At 68.1% G+C, this 19,940-nt stretch carries 19 protein-coding genes; 9 read left to right on the forward strand and 10 right to left on the reverse strand.

Translation table 11 applies throughout. From position 1 onward, the window contains the following. Window positions 1-15: 15 nt before the first annotated feature. Genes ACWEQQ_RS00640 through ACWEQQ_RS00665 form a run of 6 tightly spaced genes read right to left on the reverse strand, consistent with a single transcriptional unit; the run spans window position 16 to window position 5,676 of the window. Window positions 16-1,626 carry an acyl-CoA synthetase gene (locus tag ACWEQQ_RS00640; protein ID WP_452346675.1) on the reverse strand — a complete coding sequence of 537 codons (1,611 nt, stop codon included), beginning with the start codon at window positions 1,624-1,626 and terminating at the stop codon, window positions 16-18. Window positions 1,627-1,651: 25 nt separating this feature from the next. Next, a complete protein-coding gene (locus ACWEQQ_RS00645) occupies window positions 1,652-2,905 on the reverse strand; it encodes a hypothetical protein (RefSeq protein WP_452346676.1) in 1,254 nt (417 codons plus the stop codon). Further along, complete coding sequence (locus tag ACWEQQ_RS00650; protein ID WP_452339809.1) at window positions 2,902-3,420, reverse strand: nuclear transport factor 2 family protein; 519 nt, start codon at window positions 3,418-3,420, stop codon at window positions 2,902-2,904. The genes ACWEQQ_RS00645 and ACWEQQ_RS00650 overlap by 4 nt, the downstream gene beginning before the upstream one ends. 56 nt (window positions 3,421-3,476) lie before the next feature. Further along, a complete protein-coding gene (locus tag ACWEQQ_RS00655) occupies window positions 3,477-3,680 on the reverse strand; it encodes a ferredoxin (protein WP_379393382.1) in 204 nt (67 codons plus the stop codon). Next, entirely contained in the window at window positions 3,680-4,471 is a 792-nt protein-coding gene (locus ACWEQQ_RS00660) for an SDR family oxidoreductase (RefSeq protein ID WP_452346677.1), read from the reverse strand. Before ACWEQQ_RS00660 ends, ACWEQQ_RS00655 begins: the two co-directional genes overlap by 1 nt. Continuing rightward, complete coding sequence (locus ACWEQQ_RS00665) at window positions 4,468-5,676, reverse strand: cytochrome P450 (RefSeq protein WP_452346678.1); 1,209 nt, start codon at window positions 5,674-5,676, stop codon at window positions 4,468-4,470. Before ACWEQQ_RS00665 ends, ACWEQQ_RS00660 begins: the two co-directional genes overlap by 4 nt. Before the next feature lie 233 nt (window positions 5,677-5,909). Here ACWEQQ_RS00665 and ACWEQQ_RS00670 point away from each other — a divergent pair, with 233 nt between their 5' ends. Genes ACWEQQ_RS00670 through ACWEQQ_RS00695 form a run of 6 tightly spaced genes read left to right on the forward strand, consistent with a single transcriptional unit; the run spans window position 5,910 to window position 11,786 of the window. Continuing rightward, window positions 5,910-7,382 (forward strand): aldehyde dehydrogenase, encoded by a 1,473-nt coding sequence (locus ACWEQQ_RS00670; protein WP_452339732.1) that lies wholly within the window; start codon window positions 5,910-5,912, stop codon window positions 7,380-7,382. Window positions 7,383-7,393: 11 nt separating this feature from the next. Beyond that, window positions 7,394-8,146, forward strand: coding sequence for an SDR family oxidoreductase (locus ACWEQQ_RS00675; protein ID WP_452339733.1), 753 nt, complete (start codon window positions 7,394-7,396; stop codon window positions 8,144-8,146). Continuing rightward, window positions 8,143-9,027 carry an NAD(P)-dependent oxidoreductase gene (locus ACWEQQ_RS00680; RefSeq protein ID WP_452346679.1) on the forward strand — a complete coding sequence of 295 codons (885 nt, stop codon included), beginning with the start codon at window positions 8,143-8,145 and terminating at the stop codon, window positions 9,025-9,027. The genes ACWEQQ_RS00675 and ACWEQQ_RS00680 overlap by 4 nt, the downstream gene beginning before the upstream one ends. After that, window positions 9,024-9,401, forward strand: a complete 378-nt coding sequence (locus tag ACWEQQ_RS00685) for a carboxymuconolactone decarboxylase family protein (protein ID WP_452339735.1) — start codon at window positions 9,024-9,026, stop codon at window positions 9,399-9,401. The genes ACWEQQ_RS00680 and ACWEQQ_RS00685 overlap by 4 nt, the downstream gene beginning before the upstream one ends. Window positions 9,402-9,431: 30 nt before the next feature. After that, window positions 9,432-10,904, forward strand: a complete 1,473-nt coding sequence (locus tag ACWEQQ_RS00690; RefSeq protein ID WP_452339736.1) for an FAD-dependent oxidoreductase — start codon at window positions 9,432-9,434, stop codon at window positions 10,902-10,904. Window positions 10,905-10,919: 15 nt separating this feature from the next. After that, complete coding sequence (locus ACWEQQ_RS00695; RefSeq protein WP_452346680.1) at window positions 10,920-11,786, forward strand: LLM class F420-dependent oxidoreductase; 867 nt, start codon at window positions 10,920-10,922, stop codon at window positions 11,784-11,786. Between the two features lie 354 nt (window positions 11,787-12,140). Here the strand turns inward: ACWEQQ_RS00695 and ACWEQQ_RS00700 are convergent, their stop codons facing one another. Together ACWEQQ_RS00700 and ACWEQQ_RS00705 are read right to left on the reverse strand one after the other, a co-directional pair. Continuing rightward, window positions 12,141-13,796: a DUF222 domain-containing protein gene (locus tag ACWEQQ_RS00700; RefSeq protein ID WP_452346681.1), complete on the reverse strand. Its 1,656-nt coding sequence runs from the start codon at window positions 13,794-13,796 to the stop codon at window positions 12,141-12,143. After that, entirely contained in the window at window positions 13,699-14,142 is a 444-nt protein-coding gene (locus ACWEQQ_RS00705; RefSeq protein ID WP_452346682.1) for a hypothetical protein, read from the reverse strand. The genes ACWEQQ_RS00700 and ACWEQQ_RS00705 overlap by 98 nt, the downstream gene beginning before the upstream one ends. 119 nt (window positions 14,143-14,261) lie before the next feature. On the opposite strand from ACWEQQ_RS00705, the gene ACWEQQ_RS00710 reads away from it, so the two are divergent. After that, the gene (locus ACWEQQ_RS00710) at window positions 14,262-14,825 is read left to right on the forward strand and encodes a TetR/AcrR family transcriptional regulator (RefSeq protein WP_452339810.1); all 564 of its coding nucleotides are present in this window, start codon (window positions 14,262-14,264) and stop codon (window positions 14,823-14,825) included. Between the two features lie 113 nt (window positions 14,826-14,938). Here ACWEQQ_RS00710 and ACWEQQ_RS00715 read toward each other — a convergent pair whose 3' ends face one another. Then, the gene (locus tag ACWEQQ_RS00715) at window positions 14,939-15,403 is read right to left on the reverse strand and encodes a glutathione peroxidase (protein ID WP_452339811.1); all 465 of its coding nucleotides are present in this window, start codon (window positions 15,401-15,403) and stop codon (window positions 14,939-14,941) included. 63 nt (window positions 15,404-15,466) lie between these two features. Beyond that, window positions 15,467-16,699 (reverse strand): cytochrome P450, encoded by a 1,233-nt coding sequence (locus ACWEQQ_RS00720; RefSeq protein WP_452339741.1) that lies wholly within the window; start codon window positions 16,697-16,699, stop codon window positions 15,467-15,469. 307 nt (window positions 16,700-17,006) lie between these two features. On the opposite strand from ACWEQQ_RS00720, the gene ACWEQQ_RS00725 reads away from it, so the two are divergent. Continuing rightward, window positions 17,007-18,632 carry a GMC family oxidoreductase gene (locus ACWEQQ_RS00725; RefSeq protein WP_452339742.1) on the forward strand — a complete coding sequence of 542 codons (1,626 nt, stop codon included), beginning with the start codon at window positions 17,007-17,009 and terminating at the stop codon, window positions 18,630-18,632. 153 nt (window positions 18,633-18,785) lie between these two features. Further along, window positions 18,786-19,781: a TIGR03617 family F420-dependent LLM class oxidoreductase gene (locus tag ACWEQQ_RS00730; RefSeq protein ID WP_452346864.1), complete on the forward strand. Its 996-nt coding sequence runs from the start codon at window positions 18,786-18,788 to the stop codon at window positions 19,779-19,781. The last annotated feature ends 159 nt before the right edge of the window (window positions 19,782-19,940 follow it).

A 19,940-nucleotide genomic window follows, 5' to 3' on the forward strand; every position in this document is an offset into this window, starting at 1 on the left:
TTTCGCCGAGTTTCTTCACCTCGCCTCGTAGTCGGGTTCCCGCTCGGCCACATAACCCTTGGCCCAGCGGTAGTCGGGCTTGCCGCTCGGCGTGCGCGCGACGGTCTCGGCCACCCAGATCCGCCGCGGCAGTTTGTATCCCGCGAGACGCGCGCGCACGTGCTCCGCCAGCGCGGCGAAGTCGATCGCGCCCGCGGCCGGCGACACCACGACCGCCACCAGCTGACCCCAGCGCTCGTGCGGCACCCCGATGACGACCGCGTCGTAGACGGCGGGATGGGCCTTGACGGTGGCCTCGACCTCTTCCGGGAAGACCTTCTCCCCGCCGGTATTGATGACCATGTTGCCGCGGCCGATCAGGGTGACCGACCCGTCGGACTCCACGCGTGCGCGATCGTCGGTGATGACCATGCGCACCCCGTCCACGGTGCGGAAGAGCTTGTCGGTCTTGACCGGATCCTTGTAGTAGCCGATCGGCACATTGCCGGTCTTGGCCACCCAGCCCTCGCCGCCCGGCGCGACGGGCCGCCCGGCGTCGTCCACCACCAGCGCCCCGCGCCCGGTGTGCACCCGCGGCGCGCGGGCCGGGTCGTCGTCCTTCTGCGCGAATCCGATACCGCCGAAACCGGTTTCGGAGGAGCCGATGGATTCGGTGACCAGCGTGTTCGGGAACAGCTCCAGCAGTGCGTTCTTCACCGGCTGGGTGAGCTGGGCCGCGCCGGAGCCGATGGAGATCAGCGAGGACGCGTCCACCGGCGCGGCCCGGTAGGAGTCCACCAGCGGCCGGGCGATGGCGTCGCCGGTGACCACCAGGACCTGGGGCCGCTCCCGCGCCACCACCTGCCACACCTCGTCGGCGTCGAAGCGCGGCTGGAACAGCACCGCGTTGCCGGACCACAGCGCGGTGAAGGTGGGCATCATGGCGGCGGCGTGAATGAGCGGCGGCAGCACGAACCAGGTCATCGGCGAGGGGTTCTCGGCCCCCGCGCGGGATTGCTGGTACTCGTCGGCGACGGGTTCACCGGTGTAGAAGTCGATGCCGCCGCCCAGCACCCGCCACATGTCCTCCTGCCGCCAGATGACCCCTTTGGGCAGGCCGGTGGTGCCGCCGGTGTACATGATGAAGTGGTCGTCGGCGCTGCGCGGCCCGAAATCCCGATCGGGCGAACCGGATTCGAGCGCCTGCTCGTACGGGATGGAGGCGGTCGGCAGCCCCGCGCCGCCCTGATCGTCCTCCACCACCAGGGTGTGCCGCAGCTTCGGCAATCGCGGCCGGATCTCCTCGATCAGCGGCGCGTAGCAGCGGTGGTGCACCGCCATCTCGAGGTCGGCGTTGTCGTAGACGTAGCGCAGTTCCTCCGCGCGGTACCGGTAGTTGATATTGACCGGCACCGCGCGAATCTTGTAGCAGCCCAGCAGTGTTTCGAGACTCTCGATGCTGTTGTGCATGTGGAAGCCGATGTGGGTCCCCGGTCCCGCGCCGGCGGCGGTGAGGTGGTGGGCCAGCCGGTTGGCGCGGGCGTCGAGTTCGGCGAAGGTGCGCCGGCGCGGGCCCTCGATGACTGCGGTCCGGTCCGGCACGGCGTCGGCGGAGTGTTCGTAGAGGTCGGCGAAAGTGCACGCCATGGCCGTATCTCCTGGTGTGGTCCGGCTACAGGACGGTGAGCGGCAGCGGGGTGCCCCGGTCGGTGAAGGTGAAGGCGGCCCCGGAGCTGAACCGGGTGATGGCGACCTCGTCGGCCTCGCGGTACGGCAGGTCCGCACAACCGATTTCGAGGGTGAGGCCGCACTCGTCGACGGAGCGGACGTGAGTGTGGAAACGCGGGTTGACCCCGCGCACCAGTGCGTCGAGCGGGGCCAGGTGCTCGGGGTCGAGCAGGGCGGGCCACGCGCCGTCGTCGATCGCGCCGCAGCCGCGGCCGACCCGCAGTTCCACCAGTTGTTCGCCACCGGTGGTCTCGGTGGCGACCTCGATGTCGACGTAGGCGGCCGGATTGAAGGCCGGATGCAACCGCAGCACCTTGGCCAGCGCCGCCGCGTCGTCGCCGAGCCCGAGCGCCGTGCGGATGCGTTCGGCGGTGAGGCCGGCGATTCCCGTCCACTGCTTGCGCAGGATATCCAGCGCCACTTCGGGTTTCGTCCGCGCTTCGACGGCTGTTTTGTAGCCGAGGTTGAGCAGATGGTGCTGCAGGCACACCTCGTCGGCGATCCGGATGAGCGCGGAGCGGGAGAAGTCCGCGAAGCGCAGATCGCTCAGCAGCGGACCCGAATAGTCGTGCTGCCCCGGATCTTCCGGGTCGATGGGCGCCAATACCGTGGCGGCGGCCTCGGATCCGGCCACCACCTGCGCGTCGTCGGGCGGGACCGGTGGCTCGTGCGCGGGATCGATGGTGACCGTCCACGCGCACACCGGCTTCCGGTCGGCGGGCTCGCGAGGTGGCCGGTGCACCGGGCGGACCTGCGCGTAGGGGTTGGTGGCCAGCGCGGTCGCGTCGAAGGTGGGGTCCTCGATGTCGTGGCACATGGCGACCACGAACTCGGTGCCCATCGGTTCCACGTCGGCGAGCGCGCCGCAGTGGTCCAGGTGGAATTCGCCGTGGTCGTGGTCGATCACCCGGAAGCGGAAGTCCATGAATTGCGGCGGCGCGCCGATATCCAGCTGGAAGCCCTTGAAGATGGCGTCCACGCCGTCGCCGGTGATGTCGAGCGCCCGCCGCATGCGCCGGGTGTAGACCGGGCTGGCCAGCTGCCATTCCTCGATGGCCACCGCCGTCATGCCCTCCCGGCCGAGCGCGCCCAGCACGTGCGCCATGCCGGAGCGGTCGATGAGGTGGCCGCACAGCAGCAACTCCGGAACCAGCAGGGCCAGTTCGGATCTGGTCAGGGCTTCGAATCTGCTGTTCACCACAGGGGCACCGGCCCCTTTCCGACGGGGTACCAGCCGGGCAGCGGTTCGCCCGTCATGGCCCGTTCCATGCGCTTGCGCATTCCGGACGATAGCGCGTCGTTCGAGATCATCTCGACGAAAAGCGCGGTCACATTGCCGAAGTCGAAGAAGTCGCGCTGCCAGGACCACTGGTAGTCACCCGCGTAGCGGAACCAGCTGCCGCCGATGCCCTCCGGACTGTAGGGCCGGCCATCCGCCCGCCGGCCCTCGTTGACCTGCTTCCAGAAGCCGATGACGCTGCCGCTGCGCTCGTCGACCACGAATTCCTGATACGGATAGGTCCAGCCCTCCAGGCCGAACATCTCCTGGCCGAGCGCGATGTCACGGATCTCGTCGCGGCCGACGGCCATGAACTCCTGCTGCGGACCGTAGTTCCAGCCGTAGGTGGCGTCCTCGGTGTAGAAGTGCTCGAGCGGCTTCCAATCGCCGTGGGCCTCACACTGTTTGTTCTCGTCCACCCAGCGGCGGATCATCTCGTCGAGTTCGTCGCGGGACCAGCTCACCGCGGCCTCCTTCTGTTCGGGTTGCGCTATTCGGTGGCGCTGTCGTCGACCAGCGACAGCGCCTGGGTCGGGCAGTAGCGGACGGCGGCGCGGGCCGCCTCCAGGTCGGCGCCGGGATCGGGGCGCAGGATCCGGACCTGTCCCTGTTTGGGCACCTGGAAGAGTTCGGGGGCCTCGTCCTGGCAGACGGCGTGGCCCTGGCAGAGATCGAGATCGACGATCAGTCGCATCAGGAGACGTCCTTCCTGTCCTGGATCGGCGCTTCCGGCTGCACCTCCACCAGCACCAGGTGCGCGCCGCGCGGGGTGGAGACGACCGCGGTCACGGCCGCCGCGAGATCGGCGGGCCGCAGGAACTGCGGGTGCCGGGCGAAGCCCCATTTCACCCAGTTCTCCAGCAGCGGGCCGACGACTTCCGGGGTGGCCTGCATGCCCATGCCGGTGAGGGTCTGCCCCGGGCGGACGATGGACGAGCGCACCCCGGTGCCCTCCAGCTCCATGCGCAGCTGGGTGGCGAAGGCCTCCACCCCGGTCTTGGCCGCGTTGTACGCGCCCGCGCCGGGGCGCACCCGGACCGCGCAGTCGGAGCCGATGACGACGAAGTCGCCGCGCTGCCGTTCGATCATGCCGGGCAGCACCCGGTGCGCGAGGCGCTGCGCGCCGACCAGATGCACGCGGACCTGGGATTCGAAGACGTCGGGATCCATTTCCCAGGCCTGCCCGAATTCGAGGTCGCCCGCGCCGGAGACCAGGATCTCGGTGGGGCCCAGCGCTGCTTCGGCGGCGGTGACGAATTCGTGCACCGAATCGGTGTCGGAGACGTCGAGCCGTCCGGCGAACGCCTCACCGCCGGCCGCGCGGATCTTCTCGGCGAGGGTCTCGCAGATCTCCATCCGGCGTGCGCCGAGCGCGACCGGATGCCCTAGGGCGGCAAGGGCTTCCGCCGTGGCGGCGCCGATGCCGGAGGACGCGCCCGCGACAATGGCGGGACGGCGGCCGGGATGTGCGGGGAAACGGGTCATCGGCGGACCTCCACGGAGACGGGCAGGTGGGCGAAACCGCGCACATTCACCGAATGCACGCGCCGGCAACCGGATTCACCGATACCGAAGGCGGGCACGCGAGCCGCGAACTCCCCCAGCACGATCGAGGCCTCGAGCCGGGCCAGGTGCGCGCCCAGGCAGAAGTGCACGCCGCGGCCGAAGCTGATCAGCCCGCCCTTGTCGGTGCGTTCGATGTCGTAGCGGTCCGGGTCGTGGAAGACGGCGGCGTCGCGATTGGCGGAACCGACGAGCAGCAGCACCTTCGAGCCCCGCGGAATCGTCTGCCCGTAGTACTCCAGGTCCTCGGCGGCGGTGCGGGCCAGAATCTGGCTCGACGCGTCGTAGCGCAGTGTCTCGTCCACCCAGTCCGCCACGAGTTCCGGATGGGCGGCGACCTTGGCGTACTCGCCGGGATTGTGGCCCGCCCAATACAGCGCATTGCCCAGGAGTTTCGTGGTGGTCTCGTTCCCGGCGACCACCATGAGGAACATGAATCCGAGGATCTCCTCGTCGGTGAGCCGGTCCCCGTCGGCTTCGGCGTCGAGCAGGGCCGAGGTCAGATCGTCGGTGCGCTGCCGCTTCCGGGCCACCAGCATCTCGTTGTAGTAGCCCGCCAGCTGCAGGGCGGCCTCCATGGCCGCGATCGGCACATCCAGCACGCCCTCCTCGCGATGCACCAGCAGGTCCGCGAGCCTGCGCAGTTCGGTGCGGTCGGATTCGGGGACGCCCAGCAGTTCGGAGATGACGTCCATCGGGACCTGTCCCGCCACCGCGTCGATCCAGTCGAAATCGCCTCCGGCCAGCGCGGGTTCGAGGTAGCGCCGGGTGATGTCGCGGATGCGATCGCTCATCTCGGTGACCCGGCGCGGCGTGAAGCCCTGGTAGACCAGCTTGCGCAGGCGCAGGTGCCGCGGATCGTCCATGGCCAGGAAGGACATGGTCCGCCAGGCGTGCGGACCCCAGGCGGCGGGGTCCAGGGAGACGCCGTTGGCGCTGGAGAGCCGGATGTTGTCGCGGAACCCGGCGGTCACGTCGGCGTGCCGGGACAGTGCCCAGAAGTCCAGGTCGGGGTGGTGGTACACCGGCGCGTCGGTGCGCAACCGCTGGTACACGGGGTAGGGGTCCTCGTGGATGCGGTAGTCGTAGGGGTCGAACAGCAGCGGCTCTAGGGAGGCTGCGGTCATGGTGTCTGCACCTCGTCTTCGATAACGCGTTCATCGGAGCCGATGAACGTTTTCCAGCAACGGAGACACGTAGCTGGACATGTGTCTGTACGGTACTAGCGACGGGATCGCCTGACAACGGAATCCCGCGAACCAAATCGGCAAAGTCCGCGCAAACTGAAACAGGTTCTTGCGCGTATCCGAGCCGCGAACCTATAGTCCGTACACGTGTCCGGACAGCATGGGAGCTACCTATGAGCCCGAGCGATCTCGTCCCCGACGGCGGTTCGCACCTGCTGATCGGCGGCAAGCTGACGCCCGGCGGCGGCGGTGTGTTCACCACCGCCAACCCCGCCACCGGGGAAACCCTCGGCTACGCCGCCAATGCCGACGCCGCCGATATGGACGCGGCCATCGCCGCCGCCCGTACCGCCTTCGACACCACCGACTGGTCGCGCGATCCGGGATTTCGCGCGACCTGCCTGCGGCAGCTGCGGGACGCGCTGCGCGGGCACCTCGAGGAACTACGCGAGATCACCATCGCCGAGGCCGGCGCACCCCGCATGCTGACCAGCGGGCCGCAGCTGGAGGGCCCGGTCGGCGATCTCGGGTACTTCGCCGACCTCGCCGAGAACTACGCGTGGGAAACCGATCTCGGCATCGCCTCACCCATGGGGATCAAGAGTGCGCGGCGGGTGCGCCGCGAACCCATCGGCGTGGTCGGGGCGATCACGCCCTGGAATTTCCCGCACCAGATCAACTTCGCCAAGCTGGGCCCGGCGCTCGCGGCGGGAACCACCGTGGTGCTCAAGCCCGCGCCCGATACGCCGTGGTGCGCGGCGGCCGTGGGCCGGATCATCGCCGAGGAGACCGATATTCCGGCCGGAGTGGTCAATATCGTCACCTCCGACGATCACGGACTGGGCGCCCAGCTGGTCACCGATCCGCGGGTGGACATGATCTCGTTCACCGGGTCGACGCAGACCGGCCGGGCCGTCATGGCCGCTGCGGCAACGTCTTTGAAGAAGGTGTTCCTGGAGCTGGGCGGGAAATCGGCGTTCATCGTGCTGGACGACGCGGACATCGCGGCGGCGGTCGGCTACGCGGCGTTCGGGGTGTGCGTGCACGCCGGGCAGGGCTGTGCGATCAGCACCCGGCTGCTGGTGCCGCGTGCACTGCACGATCAGGCGGTCGAAGCGGCCGCGCGCACCCTGGCCGGGATCAAGCCCGGGGATCCGTCGAAGCCCGGAACCGTCTGCGGCCCCGTCATTTCCGAGCGGCAGCTGGCGCGCGTCGAACGCTATCTCGAGATCGCGCGCGCCGAGGGCGGCACCATCGTCACCGGCGGCGGACGCCCCGAGCGCGCCGGCGGCTGGTTCATCGAGCCGACCCTGATCACGGGGCTGCCCAACAGCTCCACCGTGGCCCAGGAGGAGATCTTCGGGCCCGTCCTCACCGTCATCCCGCACGACGGTGACGCGGATGCCGTCCGCATCGCCAATGACTCCCCCTACGGCCTGTCCGGCTCGGTCTGGGGACGCGATCCCGAGCGGCTGCGCGCGGTCGTGGAGGGCGTGCGCACCGGGACGCTCAGCGTCAACGGCGGCATCTGGTATTCGGCCGACGCGCCCTTCGGCGGCTACAAGCAGTCCGGCATCGGCCGGGAAATGGGCGTCCTCGGCTTCGAGGAATACACCGAAACCAAACTCATCGCGACCGGCGTCTGAGGAGAACTGACATGAACCGATTCACCGACAGGTCGATCATCGTCACCGGCGCCGCGCGCGGCATCGGCGCCGCCTACGCACGGGCGCTGGCCGCCGAGGGCGCGAAAGTGGTTGTCGCCGACCTCAACAGCGAACTGGGCGAGACCGTCGCCAAGGAGATCACCGCCGCCGGCGGCGTCGCGGTCTTCGCGCAGGTCGACGTGGCCGACCCGGCCTCCGCCAAGGCGGTCGCCGACTTCACCGTCGCCGAGTTCGGCGGCATCGATCACCTCGTCAACAATGCCGCCATCTACGGCGACATGAAGCTCGACATCCTGCTGACCGTGCCGTGGGACTACTACAAGAAGTTCATGGCCGTGAATCTCGATGGGGCGCTGAACATGACGCGCGCGGTGTACCGGCACATCGCGGCCAAGGGCGGCGGTTCGATCGTCAATCAGTCGTCCACCGCGGCCTGGACCTACTCCGGGTTCTACGGGCTGGCCAAGGCGGGCATCAACAGCCTGACCCAGCAGCTGGCACACGAGCTGGGGCACTCCAAGATTCGGGTCAACGCCATCGCGCCCGGGCCCACCGACACCGAGGCCACCCGCAGCATCGTGCCGGACCAGTTCGTGGATCAGCTGGTGAAGCAGATGGCGCTCAAGCGGCTCGGCACCACCGAGGACATGGTCGGGGCGTGCCTGTACCTGCTGTCCGACGATGCCGCCTGGGTGACCGGGCAGGTGCTCAATGTCGATGGGGGGCAGGTCTTCCGGCCATGAGTGCGAACCAGGAAATCTCGGTCGGGTTCATCGGACTCGGCAATATGGGCGCGCCGATGGCGCAGCGTCTGGTCGGCTGGCCGGGCGGGCTGGTGGTGTGCGATATGCGGCCGGACGCGGTGCAGCCGTTCACCGACGCGGGCGCGACGGCCGCCGCCACCGCCGCCGAGGTGGCACAGCGCTGCGGCGTCGTCTCGGTCGTGGTCCTCGACGACGACCAGGTGCGCTCGGTCGTGACCGGCCCCGACGGGCTGTTGCAGACCGCGAAACCGGGCACCGTCATCGCCGTGCACTCCACCATCTCCGATCGCACCGCCGTCGAGCTCGGCGCCGAATGCGCCGCGCACGGTGTGGAATTCGTGGACGCGCCGATCAGCGGCGGGGCGCCGGCCGCGCAGCGCGGGGAGCTCGCGGTCATGGTGGGCGGCACCGCCGCCGCCTTCGAGACGGTGCGGGAACCGTTCGGGCGCTTCGGGTCCCTGGTCATCCATGCCGGCGAGGTCGGTGCGGGCACGCGAATGAAGCTGGCGCGCAACCTGCTGCACTTCGTCGCCTTCACCGCCGCGTCGGAGGCGCAGCGACTGGCGGCGGCGGGCGGGCTGGACATCGCCGCGCTCGGCAAGGTGGTCCGGCATTCCGACTCGCACACCGGCGGGCCCGGCGCGATCATGCTGCGCAAGACCACCGCGCCGGTCGCCGCGGACGACTTCTGGTTCCCGATCCTCGGCCACGTCCGCGACCTCGGCGAGAAGGATCTGGCGCTGGCGCTGGACCTGGCCGGGCGGCTGGATGTCGACCTGCCGCTGGCGCGGCGCGCATTGCACGACCTGGGTGACGGGCTCGGTGTGGGGCCCGGAACGATCGCGAAGGAGCAGTCATGACAGCGGATCAGAGTCCCTCGGAGCAACGGCAGCAGGGCCTGAAGAAGATGTCGGAGGTGTACGGGTTCGATCTGCCGAACCTGACGGGTGATCCGTTCTTCGAGGTCACCGTCGATCACCTGTTCGCCGATATCTGGAATCGGCCCGGCCTGTCGCTGCGCGACCGGCGGCTGCTGCTGCTCGGCGCCATTACGGCGCAGGGACATTCGGAGATCGCCGAGATCCAGGTCGGCGCGGCCCTGCGCAATGGCGAGCTCGACGCCGATCAACTGCGTGAGATCGCGGTGTTCCTGGCCCACTACGTGGGCTGGCCCGCGGCCACCAAGCTGGACGGCGTCATTCGCAAGACGCTCGCCAAGGACAAGAAGAAGTAATCCCAACCCGCAGTGAGGAATACAGAGACAATGGCGGAAACCGCAAGCGTCCGACCGCTTCTGGCCAGCGAGGTCGAGACCTGGGACGACCAGGCCGACGTCGTGGTCGTCGGCTTCGGCATCGCCGGGGTGTGCGCGGCCATCGAGGCCGCCCGCTCGGGGGCCGACGTCCTGGTGCTGGAACGCACCGGCGGCTGGGGCGGTGCGGCCGCCATGTCCGGCGGCTTCATCTATCTCGGCGGCGGTACCGCGCTGCAGCGGAAACTGGGCTTCGAGGACACCGCCGAGAACATGGAGGCATTCCTCACCGCGGCCCTGGGCCCGGGCGTCGACAAGGCCAAGATCCACGACTACTGCCAGGGCAGTATCGAGCACTTCGATTGGCTGGTCGCCCAGGGCGTTCCGTTCAAGGAGGAATTCTGGGGCGAGCCCGGCTACGAGCCGCCCGGCGACCAGGGCCTGATGTACTCCGGCGGCGAGAACGCCGCACCGTTCAAGGACTCGATCCCGCCCGCGCCGCGCGGTCACCTGGCCTGGACCAAGGACAAGAAGCTGGGCGAGAAGGGCGGCGGCTACATGCTGATGGAGCCCCTCGCCCACAAGGCCGACGAACTCGGCGTGCGACACGAATACGACGCGCGCCTGCGCCGGCTCATCGTCGACGAGACCGGGCGCGTGGTGGGCGTGGCCGCCACCCGCTACGGCAAGCCGGTACACGTGCGCGCCGAACGCGGCGTGGTGCTGGCCACCGGCAGCTTCGCCTACAACCATGAAATGGTGCAGCGCTACGCGCCCAAGATCTCCGGCCGGCCCACCGCCACCGTCGAGGAGCACGACGGCATCGGCATCCGGGTCGCCCAGGCGCTGGGCGCGGATCTCGCGCACATGGACGCCACCGAGGTCGCGCTGGTGGTGGACCCGCAGGTGGTAGCGCGCGGGATCCTGGTGAACGGGCGCGGGCAGCGCTTCATCACCGAGGACACCTACGCCGGGCGCATGGGTCAGGCCGTGCTGCAGGAGCAGGGCAATCAGGCGTACCTGGTGATCGACGAACTCGCGCTGGAGGAGGCGATGGAGAGCAAGTCCTCACTGTCGTTCCTGCGCACCGCGCCGACCTGGGTGGCCGAGACGGTCGCCGAACTGGAGAGCGAGATGGGCCTGCCGGAGCACACCCTGCAGGCCACCGTCGACCTCTACAACCATCACGCGGAGCAGGGCGAGGATCCGCTGCTGCACAAGAAGACCGAGTGGGTCAAACCCATCCGCACCCCGCTCGGCGCCTACGACCTGCGCGGCTACACCGGCGGTTTCACCCTGGGCGGCCTGCGCACCGACCTGGACTCCCGAGTCCTCCACGTCTCCGGCGAACCCATCCCCGGCCTGTACGCCGCGGGCCGCGTCACCTCCGGCATCTGCGCCGGCGGCTACGCCTCCGGTTGCTCCCTCGGCGACGGCAGTTTCTACGGCCGCCGCGCCGGCGTCTCCGCCGCCAAGCAGCTCTGAAAGGAGCCGTCCCCCATGCGATTCGGCATCGTCCTGTTCACCAGCGACCGCGGCATCACACCCGCGGCCGCCGCCAAGGCCGCCGAAGATCGAGGCTTCGACTCCTTCTTCGTCCCCGAGCACACCCACATCCCCGTCAAACGCGACGCGGCCCACCCTCAGACGGGCACCGCCGAACTCCCCGACGACCGCTACATGCGCACCCTCGACCCGTGGGTGGCCCTCGGCACGGCCGCCGCGGTCACCTCCCGCATCGAATTGTCCACCGCGGTAGCGCTGCCCACCGAGAGCGACCCCATCACCCTCGCCAAGACCATCGCCACCCTGGACCACCTCTCCGGCGGCCGCGTCACCCTCGGCGCCGGATTCGGCTGGAACACCGACGAACTCACCGACCACGGCGTACCCGGCAACAAGCGCCGCACCGTGCTGCGCGAATACATCGAAGCCATGCACGCCCTCTGGACCGAGGAAGAAGCCTCCTACTCCGGCGATTTCGTCTCCTTCGGCCCCAGCTGGGCCTGGCCCAAACCGATCCAATCCCACATCCCCGTCCTCATCGGCGCCGGCGGCACCGAGAAGACCTTCAAATGGATCGCCCGCTCCGGCGACGGCTGGATCACCACCCCCTACGAATCCGACGTCTCCGCCTCCACCACCCTGCTGATGAAGCACTGGCAGGAAGCAGGCCGCCAAGGCACCCCCCGCGTGGTGGCCCTCGCCCACAAACCCGACCCCGAAAAACTCTCGGCCTGGTCCGAAGCCGGTGTCACCGACGTCCTCTACGGCCTCCCCGACAAACCCGAACCCGACGTCCTCGCCTACCTCGACCGCCTGGCAGGCAAACTCGCCCCACTGGCCCTGACCACCCCCACCGCCTGACCCGTCCCACTCGCAGCCCGGCGCAACACCGACCTCCCCGCCCGCAACAACCGCAGGCGCGGAGGTCGGTCTACGCAGGACAGGGACGCGAAGGTTGTCGAAAACTGCGCCACCGCCGAACATCCGAGCTTTCGGTTCTTGCTTTTGTTTTGTTTGTTTTCTTTTGTCCTAAAAGGTGATCCGTGCAGTCCGCCGGCCGGGACCGAGGTCACGGCACCCGAGCCGCGTCAGCGAAAGTCCGGTAGGGCAGGCGACGCAACCACACTTCCAGGTACATCACCGCGCGAGGAATCCCGTTGCCAGTCATCCACCCTGGTTGTCTTCCCTCGAGTTACCTGGCCTCATGCATCTGAATCACATAGTGACGCGGGAGGTCCCGGCGTGTGAACGTACCGCCCGCCGCTGGCCCGGCGTGCAATAGACATGGACGATCTCGGTCATGGCGTTGACCACCGGGCCCGGATCGATCAGAGGCCGAATCGGTTCGGCATCCGGAACTCCGGGAGCGGTGACCGGCGGCACCGCCAGCGCCGGAAACAGGAACTTCGCACCCTCCGGGGAAGTGATCACCGAACCACCTGAGGGCGTGCGCCATTCGACCTTCCGGTCCGGATGGTGAACGACCTGCCAGCCATTGGCTCCATTGTCCGCGAGTGTCTTCAATCGATGGTGGCGACGACACCGGCATCCGAGATTCGACTCGACTGTGCGGCCGCCATTCTCGGGGTCCGTGTGATCGAATCGATCCTGATGGTCGAGATCGGTTCCGGCAGGGGGAACTCCGCAACCCGGTGCGCGGCAACCACCGTCGAGAGCGCGAACTCGCCTGGCCGTTCGGGCCGCAGGGCGGTATCGCAACTCGGAATCAGTGGCCCGCGCCGCGGGTACGGGTGCCGGTGCGGCCGGGTCGGTGATGATGTCGAAGCGGGCATGTCGTGCGATCTGGCGGGCCAGGTCGGCATCGATCGCACCGAGACCCGCGAGCAGTGCCGGGTTGTCCTGCAGACCGGCCAGTGTCTCCGCCGAAACCCCGACCTGCACAAGGGCTTTGCGCGCCGCAGGAGTCGGCTCGCCCGTATCGGTGCGGGGGCAGTCGGCGCACCCACATTCGCAGGCGAGGCGGCCGCGGCCGTCTGCCAGTGCGACCAGTGCGTCAGCCCGGCGCTGATTGGTGGTGCGCGGATCGTTCCCGCAGCACTGAGTGGTCGCCATTTCCCGCAACCGTTCATAGAGCGCCTGCCCACCGGCGGCGGCCAGCACCCCATCGAGCAGCGCGGTGCCGTCATCGGCCGCGGTGACCTTCACATACCGGTCCGCCTCTGCGGACTTACGCCGCGCGGCCTGACCCGCCGGATCCGCCTCCAGCAGCCACCGCCGCAGCGTCTGCCGAACCCGCTGCGGCTCAGCATTTTCCGCATACGCGACGATCCGCGACTCCAACTCCGCGACCAGATCCTCGGAAGCATTGGCCAGCGTTTCACTGATCGCCCGCACCCGTGGCAGGTCGATCCGGCCATCGGCGAAAGCCTCGCGAGTACCGCTGTATCGGTTGTCCAAGCCCAGACCGAGCGCGATCAGCCCGTCCGCCGACCGCTGCGATACCTTCAGCGCGATCCCGATCTCGGTGGCCGCATCCTCGCCCGCATACAACGCACCGACCCCCAGCTCCAACTGCTGCTCGCGCCGCAGCCGATACAGCTGCGTCATCAACTCGACCTCTTCGGCCTGAGCCGCAGCAATCATCGAGTGCACCACACGGAGTCGCTCCACCACCTGCACGGCGGCGAAGCCCTCACCAGTTGATTCACTCATAGATTCGATCATAATTTCGAATCCGAGGACACGGAAGCAAGATAGCCGAGACACGCCCTGAAAATCTCTGGCTAACAATAGGATTCGCGCCGCGTGCGGTCTAATTACAGGCGGCGATCCGTTGCAGGATTCGCAGCGCTCCGACCGCAGCGAGCTCGCGGAACTTCCCTCCGGCCGCGACTCGGCGATAGAGGGCATCAGCGTCGCGGAGCACGAGCAGCCCGCCACCGGCGATCCAATGAGCCCAGTCGTCGTAGGCGAGCTCGGCGGCGGCATCGGAGCCCGGCTCGGCGATCAGGAGCAGACGCAGCGGCGTACGCCACCCACGAACCTCGCTGTCGTAGTCACCCGGCGCGGCCTCGTCGTGATTGCCCGGCGCAGCCTCGTCAGCGTGAGCGGCGACTTCCAGGATGACGCCCTTGCCCGCATAGGCGTGTGCAGCTTCGGACAATGCGCGAGCCTCGTCGACCGGCCACGATCCGTTGATCCGCTCGATCAACGCCGACATCTCGCGCGCGGTGACCTGGAGCGCGATGCGGTTCATTCGAAAGCCTTTCCGATGCGCCCTCATTCATACGGTTCGCGCATACCGCGAGTTGCTCGGCGGGCTCGGCCATAGTAGCATCCGGACACGTGTCTGATCCCCTTTCCGCCCGCCCTGCGGTGAGCATGGAGGCCACTCGCCGGCGACTCACCGAGAAGCAGGCCGATACCGTGGACCGCCTGACCCGGGCAGCCATGGATGTGCTGTCGCGGGAGGGATTCGCCGGGCTCACCGTGCGCATGGTGGCGGCACAGGCCGGAGTGGGCACGGCCACCGCGTACACGTATTTCTCGTCGAAGGAACACCTGGTCGCGGAGATGTTCTGGCGCCGATTGGCCGCCACCGAGCCGCCCGCCGCGGAGGGCGCCGATGCGACCGCGCGGGTGCTGGCGGTACTGCGGCAGATCGCGCTGCTACTGGCCGACGAGCCGACCCTCGCGGGCGCGGTGACGGCCGCGCTGCTGGGGACCGATCCGGATGTGGCACATCTGCGGCTGCGGATCGGTGGCGAGATCCGGCGGCGATTGATCGACGCACTGGGCGCGGACGCCGATCCCGAACTCGTGGAAACACTCGAAATGATCTACGCGGGCGCACTGGTGCGCGCGGGCATGGGCTATGTGTCCTACGCCGAGATCGCCGATCGCATGGAGAAATTCGCCCTGCGCGTGCTGCGGAGCTGAAACCTACCGCAACGACCATTCCACGATGGTGGTGCAGCTGCAACAGCCGTGCGCGGTGCGGTACCGCCGCCGGGCACGGCCGTCGTAGAGCTGACCTATCGGAGCCCTCCGAGTTACAGCGCGCCCTCGAGGGCGGAGACCACGGCCGGATCCTTCGGCTCGGTGCGCGGACGGAACCGCCCCAGCACCGCGCCATCGCGCCCGATCAGGAACTTCTCGAAGTTCCACTGGATGTCCCCGGCCTCGCCGGCGGCGTCCGCGACCTGGGTCAGCTCCTGGTACAGCGGAATCCGGCCCTCGCCGTTGACCTCGCTCTTCTCCAGCAGCGGGAAGTCCACCCCGTAAGTGGCGGAACAGAATTCCGCGATCTCCTCGGCGCTGCCGGGCTCCTGGCCCATGAACTGGTTGCACGGCACACCGACCACGGTGAAGCCCTGCGGCCCGTAGGTCTGCTGCAGTTCGACCAGGCCCGTGTATTGCGGGGTGAGCCCGCACTTGGAGGCGACATTGACCAGCAGCACGACCTTGTCGCCGGCCAGTTCGGCCAGTGTGGTGGGCTTGTCGGTCAGCGTGCGCAGCGGAATTTCGCGAAGATTGGTCACAAACACGAATGGTAGAACGAGTTCGATGAGGTCACCGGTTCAGGAGTAGCTCACCTGCCAGTGTTTGATCCCGTTGATCCAGCCCGACCGCAGCCGTTGCGGCGCCGCGACCTCGGTGATTTCCGGCATGGCGTCGGCAATGGCATTGAACATCAGGTCGATCTCCAGCCGCGCCAGATTCGCGCCCACGCAGAAGTGGTTTCCGGTCCCGCCGAATCCGACGTGCGGATTGGGATCGCGCTCCACATCGAATTCGAAGGGGTGGTCGAAGACCTCCTCGTCGAAGTTGGCGGAGCTGTAGAACAGCCCCACCCGCTGCCCCTCCAGAACTTTCTGCCCGCCGATTTCGGTGTCGCGCACGGCGGTCCGCTGGAAGGCCGAGACCGGCGTCGCCCAGCGCACGATTTCATCGGGTGCGGTGCGCGGCCGGCGCTCCTTGTACAGCGCCCACTGATCGGGGTGATCCACAAAGGCTTTCATGCCGTGCGCGATGGCATTGCGGGTGGTTTCGTTGCCCGCCACCGACAGCAGGATGACGAAGAAACCGAACTCGTCCGAACCCAGGGCCTCACCGTCCACATCGGCGGTCACCAGCTGGGAGACGATATCGCCGACCGGGCGGGCCCGGCGCTGTTCGGCCATGTTGTAGGCGTAGCCGAGCAGTTCGGCATTGGCGGTCATATTGCTGCCCGCGAATTCCGGATCGTCGTAGTTGAGCAGCTGATTGGACCAGGTGAACAGCTTGTGGCGGTCGTCCTGCGGCACGCCGAGCAGTTCCGCGATGGCCTGCAGCGGCAGCTCGCACGCGACCTGCTGGACGAAATCGCCGCCGCCACTCGCCTTCGCCTCCCGCACGATCTTTGCCGCGCGTTCGGTGAGCGCGGCCCGCAATCCCTCGATGGCGCGCGGGGTGAATCCCTTGGAGACGATGCGCCGGATCTTGGTGTGCTTGGGCGGATCCATATTCACCAGCAGCGCCTCGCGCCCGAGTTCGAGCTGTTCGGGTTCGGAGTCGGCGGGCATCTTGATGATGGAGCCCTTGCGATTCGAGGACCAGAGTTCCGGTCTGCGGGAGATCTCCTTGACATCCTCGTGGCGGGTGATCACCCAGTAACCGTCGTCGTCCATGGGTGCGGCCTGCTCGGGAGTCTGGGCATTCCACCAGACCGGCGCGGTGCGGCGCAGCAGTGCGAACTCCTCGGCGGGGCTGTGGTCGGCCCAGAGCGCGGGATCGGTGAAATCGAAGCCGGCCGGTAATGACGGAACAGACACTGTTCCTCCTCGGGCAAGGTGCCGCTATGATCACGAAATTGGAACGTGTTTCACAGAAATTGAACCATGCCGACCTGCGGCTGGGCAGCGTTTCCGGCCTCCGATCCCCCGGTTCCCGCACGCCCTGCGGGGCCGTTACCCCGCAGCAGTGAATCTGCAACATGTTCAACGAGGACCCGACGCGCCTGCAAGATCGCTCAACCGGCCTTGAAGTCGATCTTGTGACTGGACATCATGTCCACTGTGTCGGCAGACTAGAACTTGTTCTACAGTGATGCCAGGCACACTCGAAGATGAGGTAACTGATATGACCGCTTCCCCGGGCTCCACGTCCGAAGCCGATTACGTCGTCGTTGGCGCGGGCAGCGCCGGCGCAGTATTGGCCGGACGGCTCGCTCAGCGTGGCGCGAGCGTGATCCTGTTGGAGGCCGGGCGCAAGGACAACACCCAGCTGGTCACCCGCCCCGGCATGATCTCGATGGTCCACACGGTTCCGCAGCTGAAGAAGCTGGTGGCGTGGAAGCAGTACTCGGTCCCGCAGAAGCACGCCAACGACCGGCTGATCCCGATGACCCGCGGCAAGGTGCTGGGCGGCTCCAGCTCCATCAACGGCATGCTCTACGTGCGCGGCAACCGCGCCAACTTCGACTCCTGGGCCGCCGAGGGCAACACCGGCTGGAGCTACGACGAGGTCCTGCCCGCCTACAAGCGCCTCGAGAACTGGGTCGACGGCGCGGACGACTACCGCGCCACCGGCGGCCCGATCGAGGTCACCCGCCCCCGCGAGATCACCCCGATCTCCGAGGAGTTCATGACCGCCGCGTCCGAGACCCTCGGCGCGCCGATCATCAAGGACTACAACGGGGCGTCGCAGGAAGGCCTCTCGATCTTCCAGCAGAGCGTGAAAGACGGTGTGCGCTACAGTTCTTCGCGCGGCTTCATCACCAACATGCCGAACTCGAACCTGACCGTGCTCACCCACGCGCAGGCCACCCGCGTGGTGATCGAGAACGGCCGCGCCACCGGCGTCGAGATCGCCGAGAAGAACGGCTCGCGCCGCATCGTGCGCGCCGCCAAGGAGGTCATCGTCTCCGGCGGTGTCGTCGGATCGCCGCAGCTGCTCATGCTCTCGGGCATCGGCCCGGCCGGGCACCTGCGCGACCTCGGCATCGAGGTGGTCGCCGATCTGCCCGTCGGCCAGAACCTGCACGACCACCTGTTCGTGCCGATGACCTTCGTGTCCAAGAAGGCCATCCACCGCGGCATCCCCACCTACTTCGCGCGCGGCATCCTCAAGGAGATGCGCAACCCGGGCAGCTCCTTCATGGGCCGCACGGTCTTCGAGGCCGCCGGCTTCGTCAAGACCAAGTTCGCCGAGGGCGACCACCCGGACATGCAGATCCACACCCTGCCGTGGAGCTACCCGACGCCCAACCAGGACGCCGACAAGCTGCACCTGGTGGACCGCCGCCCGGCGCTCACCGTCATGCCCAGCCTCATCTACCCGAAGAGCCGCGGCGAACTGAAGCTGGCCTCCGCCGACCCGTTCGCCTCGCCGCTCATCGACCCGGGCTACCTGACCGACCCGTGGGACACCGAGTTCCTGATCGAGGGCATCAAGATGATCCGGGAGGTCATGTCGCACAAGAGCATCGCGGGCGACATCACCGAGAACTTCTTCCCGGGCCAGGAGTGGGCGGACGAGACCGCGCTGCGCCGCGAGCTGCCCAACCGCGTGCACTCCATCTACCACCCGGTCGGCACCTGCCGCATGGGTGTGGACGAGCGCGCGGTCGTCGACCCGACGCTGAAGGTGCACGGCATCGAGGGCCTGCGCGTGGCCGACGCCTCGATCATGCCGAGCATCACCGGCGGCAACACCAATGCGCCGAGCTACATGATCGGCGAGAAGGCGGCCGAATTCATCGGCTGACCACGAGCCCGCGGAGGAGTGCTGCTACTTCCCTGGCGGCTCCCCCGCGCGGGTCGGCGGATCACGACCACCGCTGACCCGAAACAGCCCCGGGCCTACTACCTCTCGGCCCGGGGCTGTTGTTTTCTCGTATCAGGAGGAGTCACGGTGTCCCTGCCCGTCGATATCTGGCTGAACGCGCCACTGGCCGAATCGGCTTCCCGCGCAGCGCGATTGCGCGAGCTCGGCGTGGACGGGGTGTTCACCTTCGAGGGCGCGCACGACGTGTTCCTACCCTTGACACTGGCCGCCACGTCCGGGGTCGACATCATGACCAATGTGGCCATGGCGTTCCCGCGCAGCCCGATGCATCTGGCGCACACCGCATGGGATCTGCAGTCGTTGTCGGGCGGGCGGTTCCGGCTCGGGCTCGGCAGTCAGATCCGGACCCATATCGAGCGGCGCTACGGCAGCACCTGGTCGGAGCCGGTGGAGCGAATGCGCGACACCGTGCTGGCGGTGCAGGCGATCCTGCGGGCCTGGCAGGACGGGGAGCGGCTGGACTACCGCGGCCGGTTCTGGCAGCACACGCTCATGACCCCGCAGTTCGATCCGGGGCCGAATCCCCATGGGGCGCCACCGGTTCTGGTCGGCGCACTGGGGTCGCGCATGACCACCATGGCGGCCGAGGTGGCCGACGGACTGCTGGTGATGCCGTTCAATACCGAGCGGCACTTCCGGGAGCGAACCCTCGCCGCGGTCGCGCAGGGGCGCGGTGACTCGACCCGGCCCTTCGAGATCATCGTGGAAGCCATTGTGGCCATGGGTGATTCGGAGCAAGAACTGCTCGAGGCGCGCCGGGCGGTGCGAAACCTGCTGGCGTTCTACGGTTCCACGCCCGCCTACCGTCCGGTCCTGGAGGTGGAGGGCTGGGCGGAGCTGCAACCCGAGCTGAACCTGCTCTCGAAGCAGGGGCGGTGGCGGGAGATGGCCGGGCTCATCGAGGACCCGATGGTGGACGCGCTCACCGTCAGCGGCACACCGGTCGAATGCGCGCAGCTGATCCGTACCCGCTTCGGCGACAGCGCCGCTCGCGTCTGCTGCTATTTCCCGGGCTATCGGGCCACCGATGCCGCCATCGCCGACCTGGTGACCGCGCTGCACTCCTGAAGGTCCACTTTCCACGAAAACTGCCCATCAGCAGGCATTTTCGCAATTACAAGATCTTGTTAAGGCCGTGCCAAGCGCGGCTGGGCATCGTTTGTGTCAACGCCGGAACGCACCGGCGGACCCAACGAGCCACCATCCGGGGGTGGGAACGCTGGGGCC

The organism is Nocardia sp. NPDC004123, assembly GCF_053603795.1.

What these genes read in the sequence shown, in the direction of transcription:
- ACWEQQ_RS00690 (WP_452339736.1), top strand. Translation starts at nt 9,432, where the DNA reads ATGGCGGAAACCGCAAGCGTCCGACCGCTTCTGGCCAGCGAGGTCGAG.
- ACWEQQ_RS00705 (WP_452346682.1), bottom strand. Translation starts at nt 14,142, where the DNA reads ATGAACCGCATCGCGCTCCAGGTCACCGCGCGCGAGATGTCGGCGTTG.
- ACWEQQ_RS00650 (WP_452339809.1), bottom strand. Translation starts at nt 3,420, where the DNA reads ATGATCCGCCGCTGGGTGGACGAGAACAAACAGTGTGAGGCCCACGGC.
- ACWEQQ_RS00700 (WP_452346681.1), bottom strand. Translation starts at nt 13,796, where the DNA reads ATGCCCTCTATCGCCGAGTCGCGGCCGGAGGGAAGTTCCGCGAGCTCG.
- ACWEQQ_RS00725 (WP_452339742.1), top strand. Translation starts at nt 17,007, where the DNA reads ATGACCGCTTCCCCGGGCTCCACGTCCGAAGCCGATTACGTCGTCGTT.
- ACWEQQ_RS00675 (WP_452339733.1), top strand. Translation starts at nt 7,394, where the DNA reads ATGAACCGATTCACCGACAGGTCGATCATCGTCACCGGCGCCGCGCGC.
- ACWEQQ_RS00680 (WP_452346679.1), top strand. Translation starts at nt 8,143, where the DNA reads ATGAGTGCGAACCAGGAAATCTCGGTCGGGTTCATCGGACTCGGCAAT.
- ACWEQQ_RS00670 (WP_452339732.1), top strand. Translation starts at nt 5,910, where the DNA reads ATGAGCCCGAGCGATCTCGTCCCCGACGGCGGTTCGCACCTGCTGATC.
- ACWEQQ_RS00685 (WP_452339735.1), top strand. Translation starts at nt 9,024, where the DNA reads ATGACAGCGGATCAGAGTCCCTCGGAGCAACGGCAGCAGGGCCTGAAG.
- ACWEQQ_RS00655 (WP_379393382.1), bottom strand. Translation starts at nt 3,680, where the DNA reads ATGCGACTGATCGTCGATCTCGATCTCTGCCAGGGCCACGCCGTCTGC.
- ACWEQQ_RS00665 (WP_452346678.1), bottom strand. Translation starts at nt 5,676, where the DNA reads ATGACCGCAGCCTCCCTAGAGCCGCTGCTGTTCGACCCCTACGACTAC.
- ACWEQQ_RS00640 (WP_452346675.1), bottom strand. Translation starts at nt 1,626, where the DNA reads ATGGCGTGCACTTTCGCCGACCTCTACGAACACTCCGCCGACGCCGTG.
- ACWEQQ_RS00660 (WP_452346677.1), bottom strand. Translation starts at nt 4,471, where the DNA reads ATGACCCGTTTCCCCGCACATCCCGGCCGCCGTCCCGCCATTGTCGCG.
- ACWEQQ_RS00695 (WP_452346680.1), top strand. Translation starts at nt 10,920, where the DNA reads ATGCGATTCGGCATCGTCCTGTTCACCAGCGACCGCGGCATCACACCC.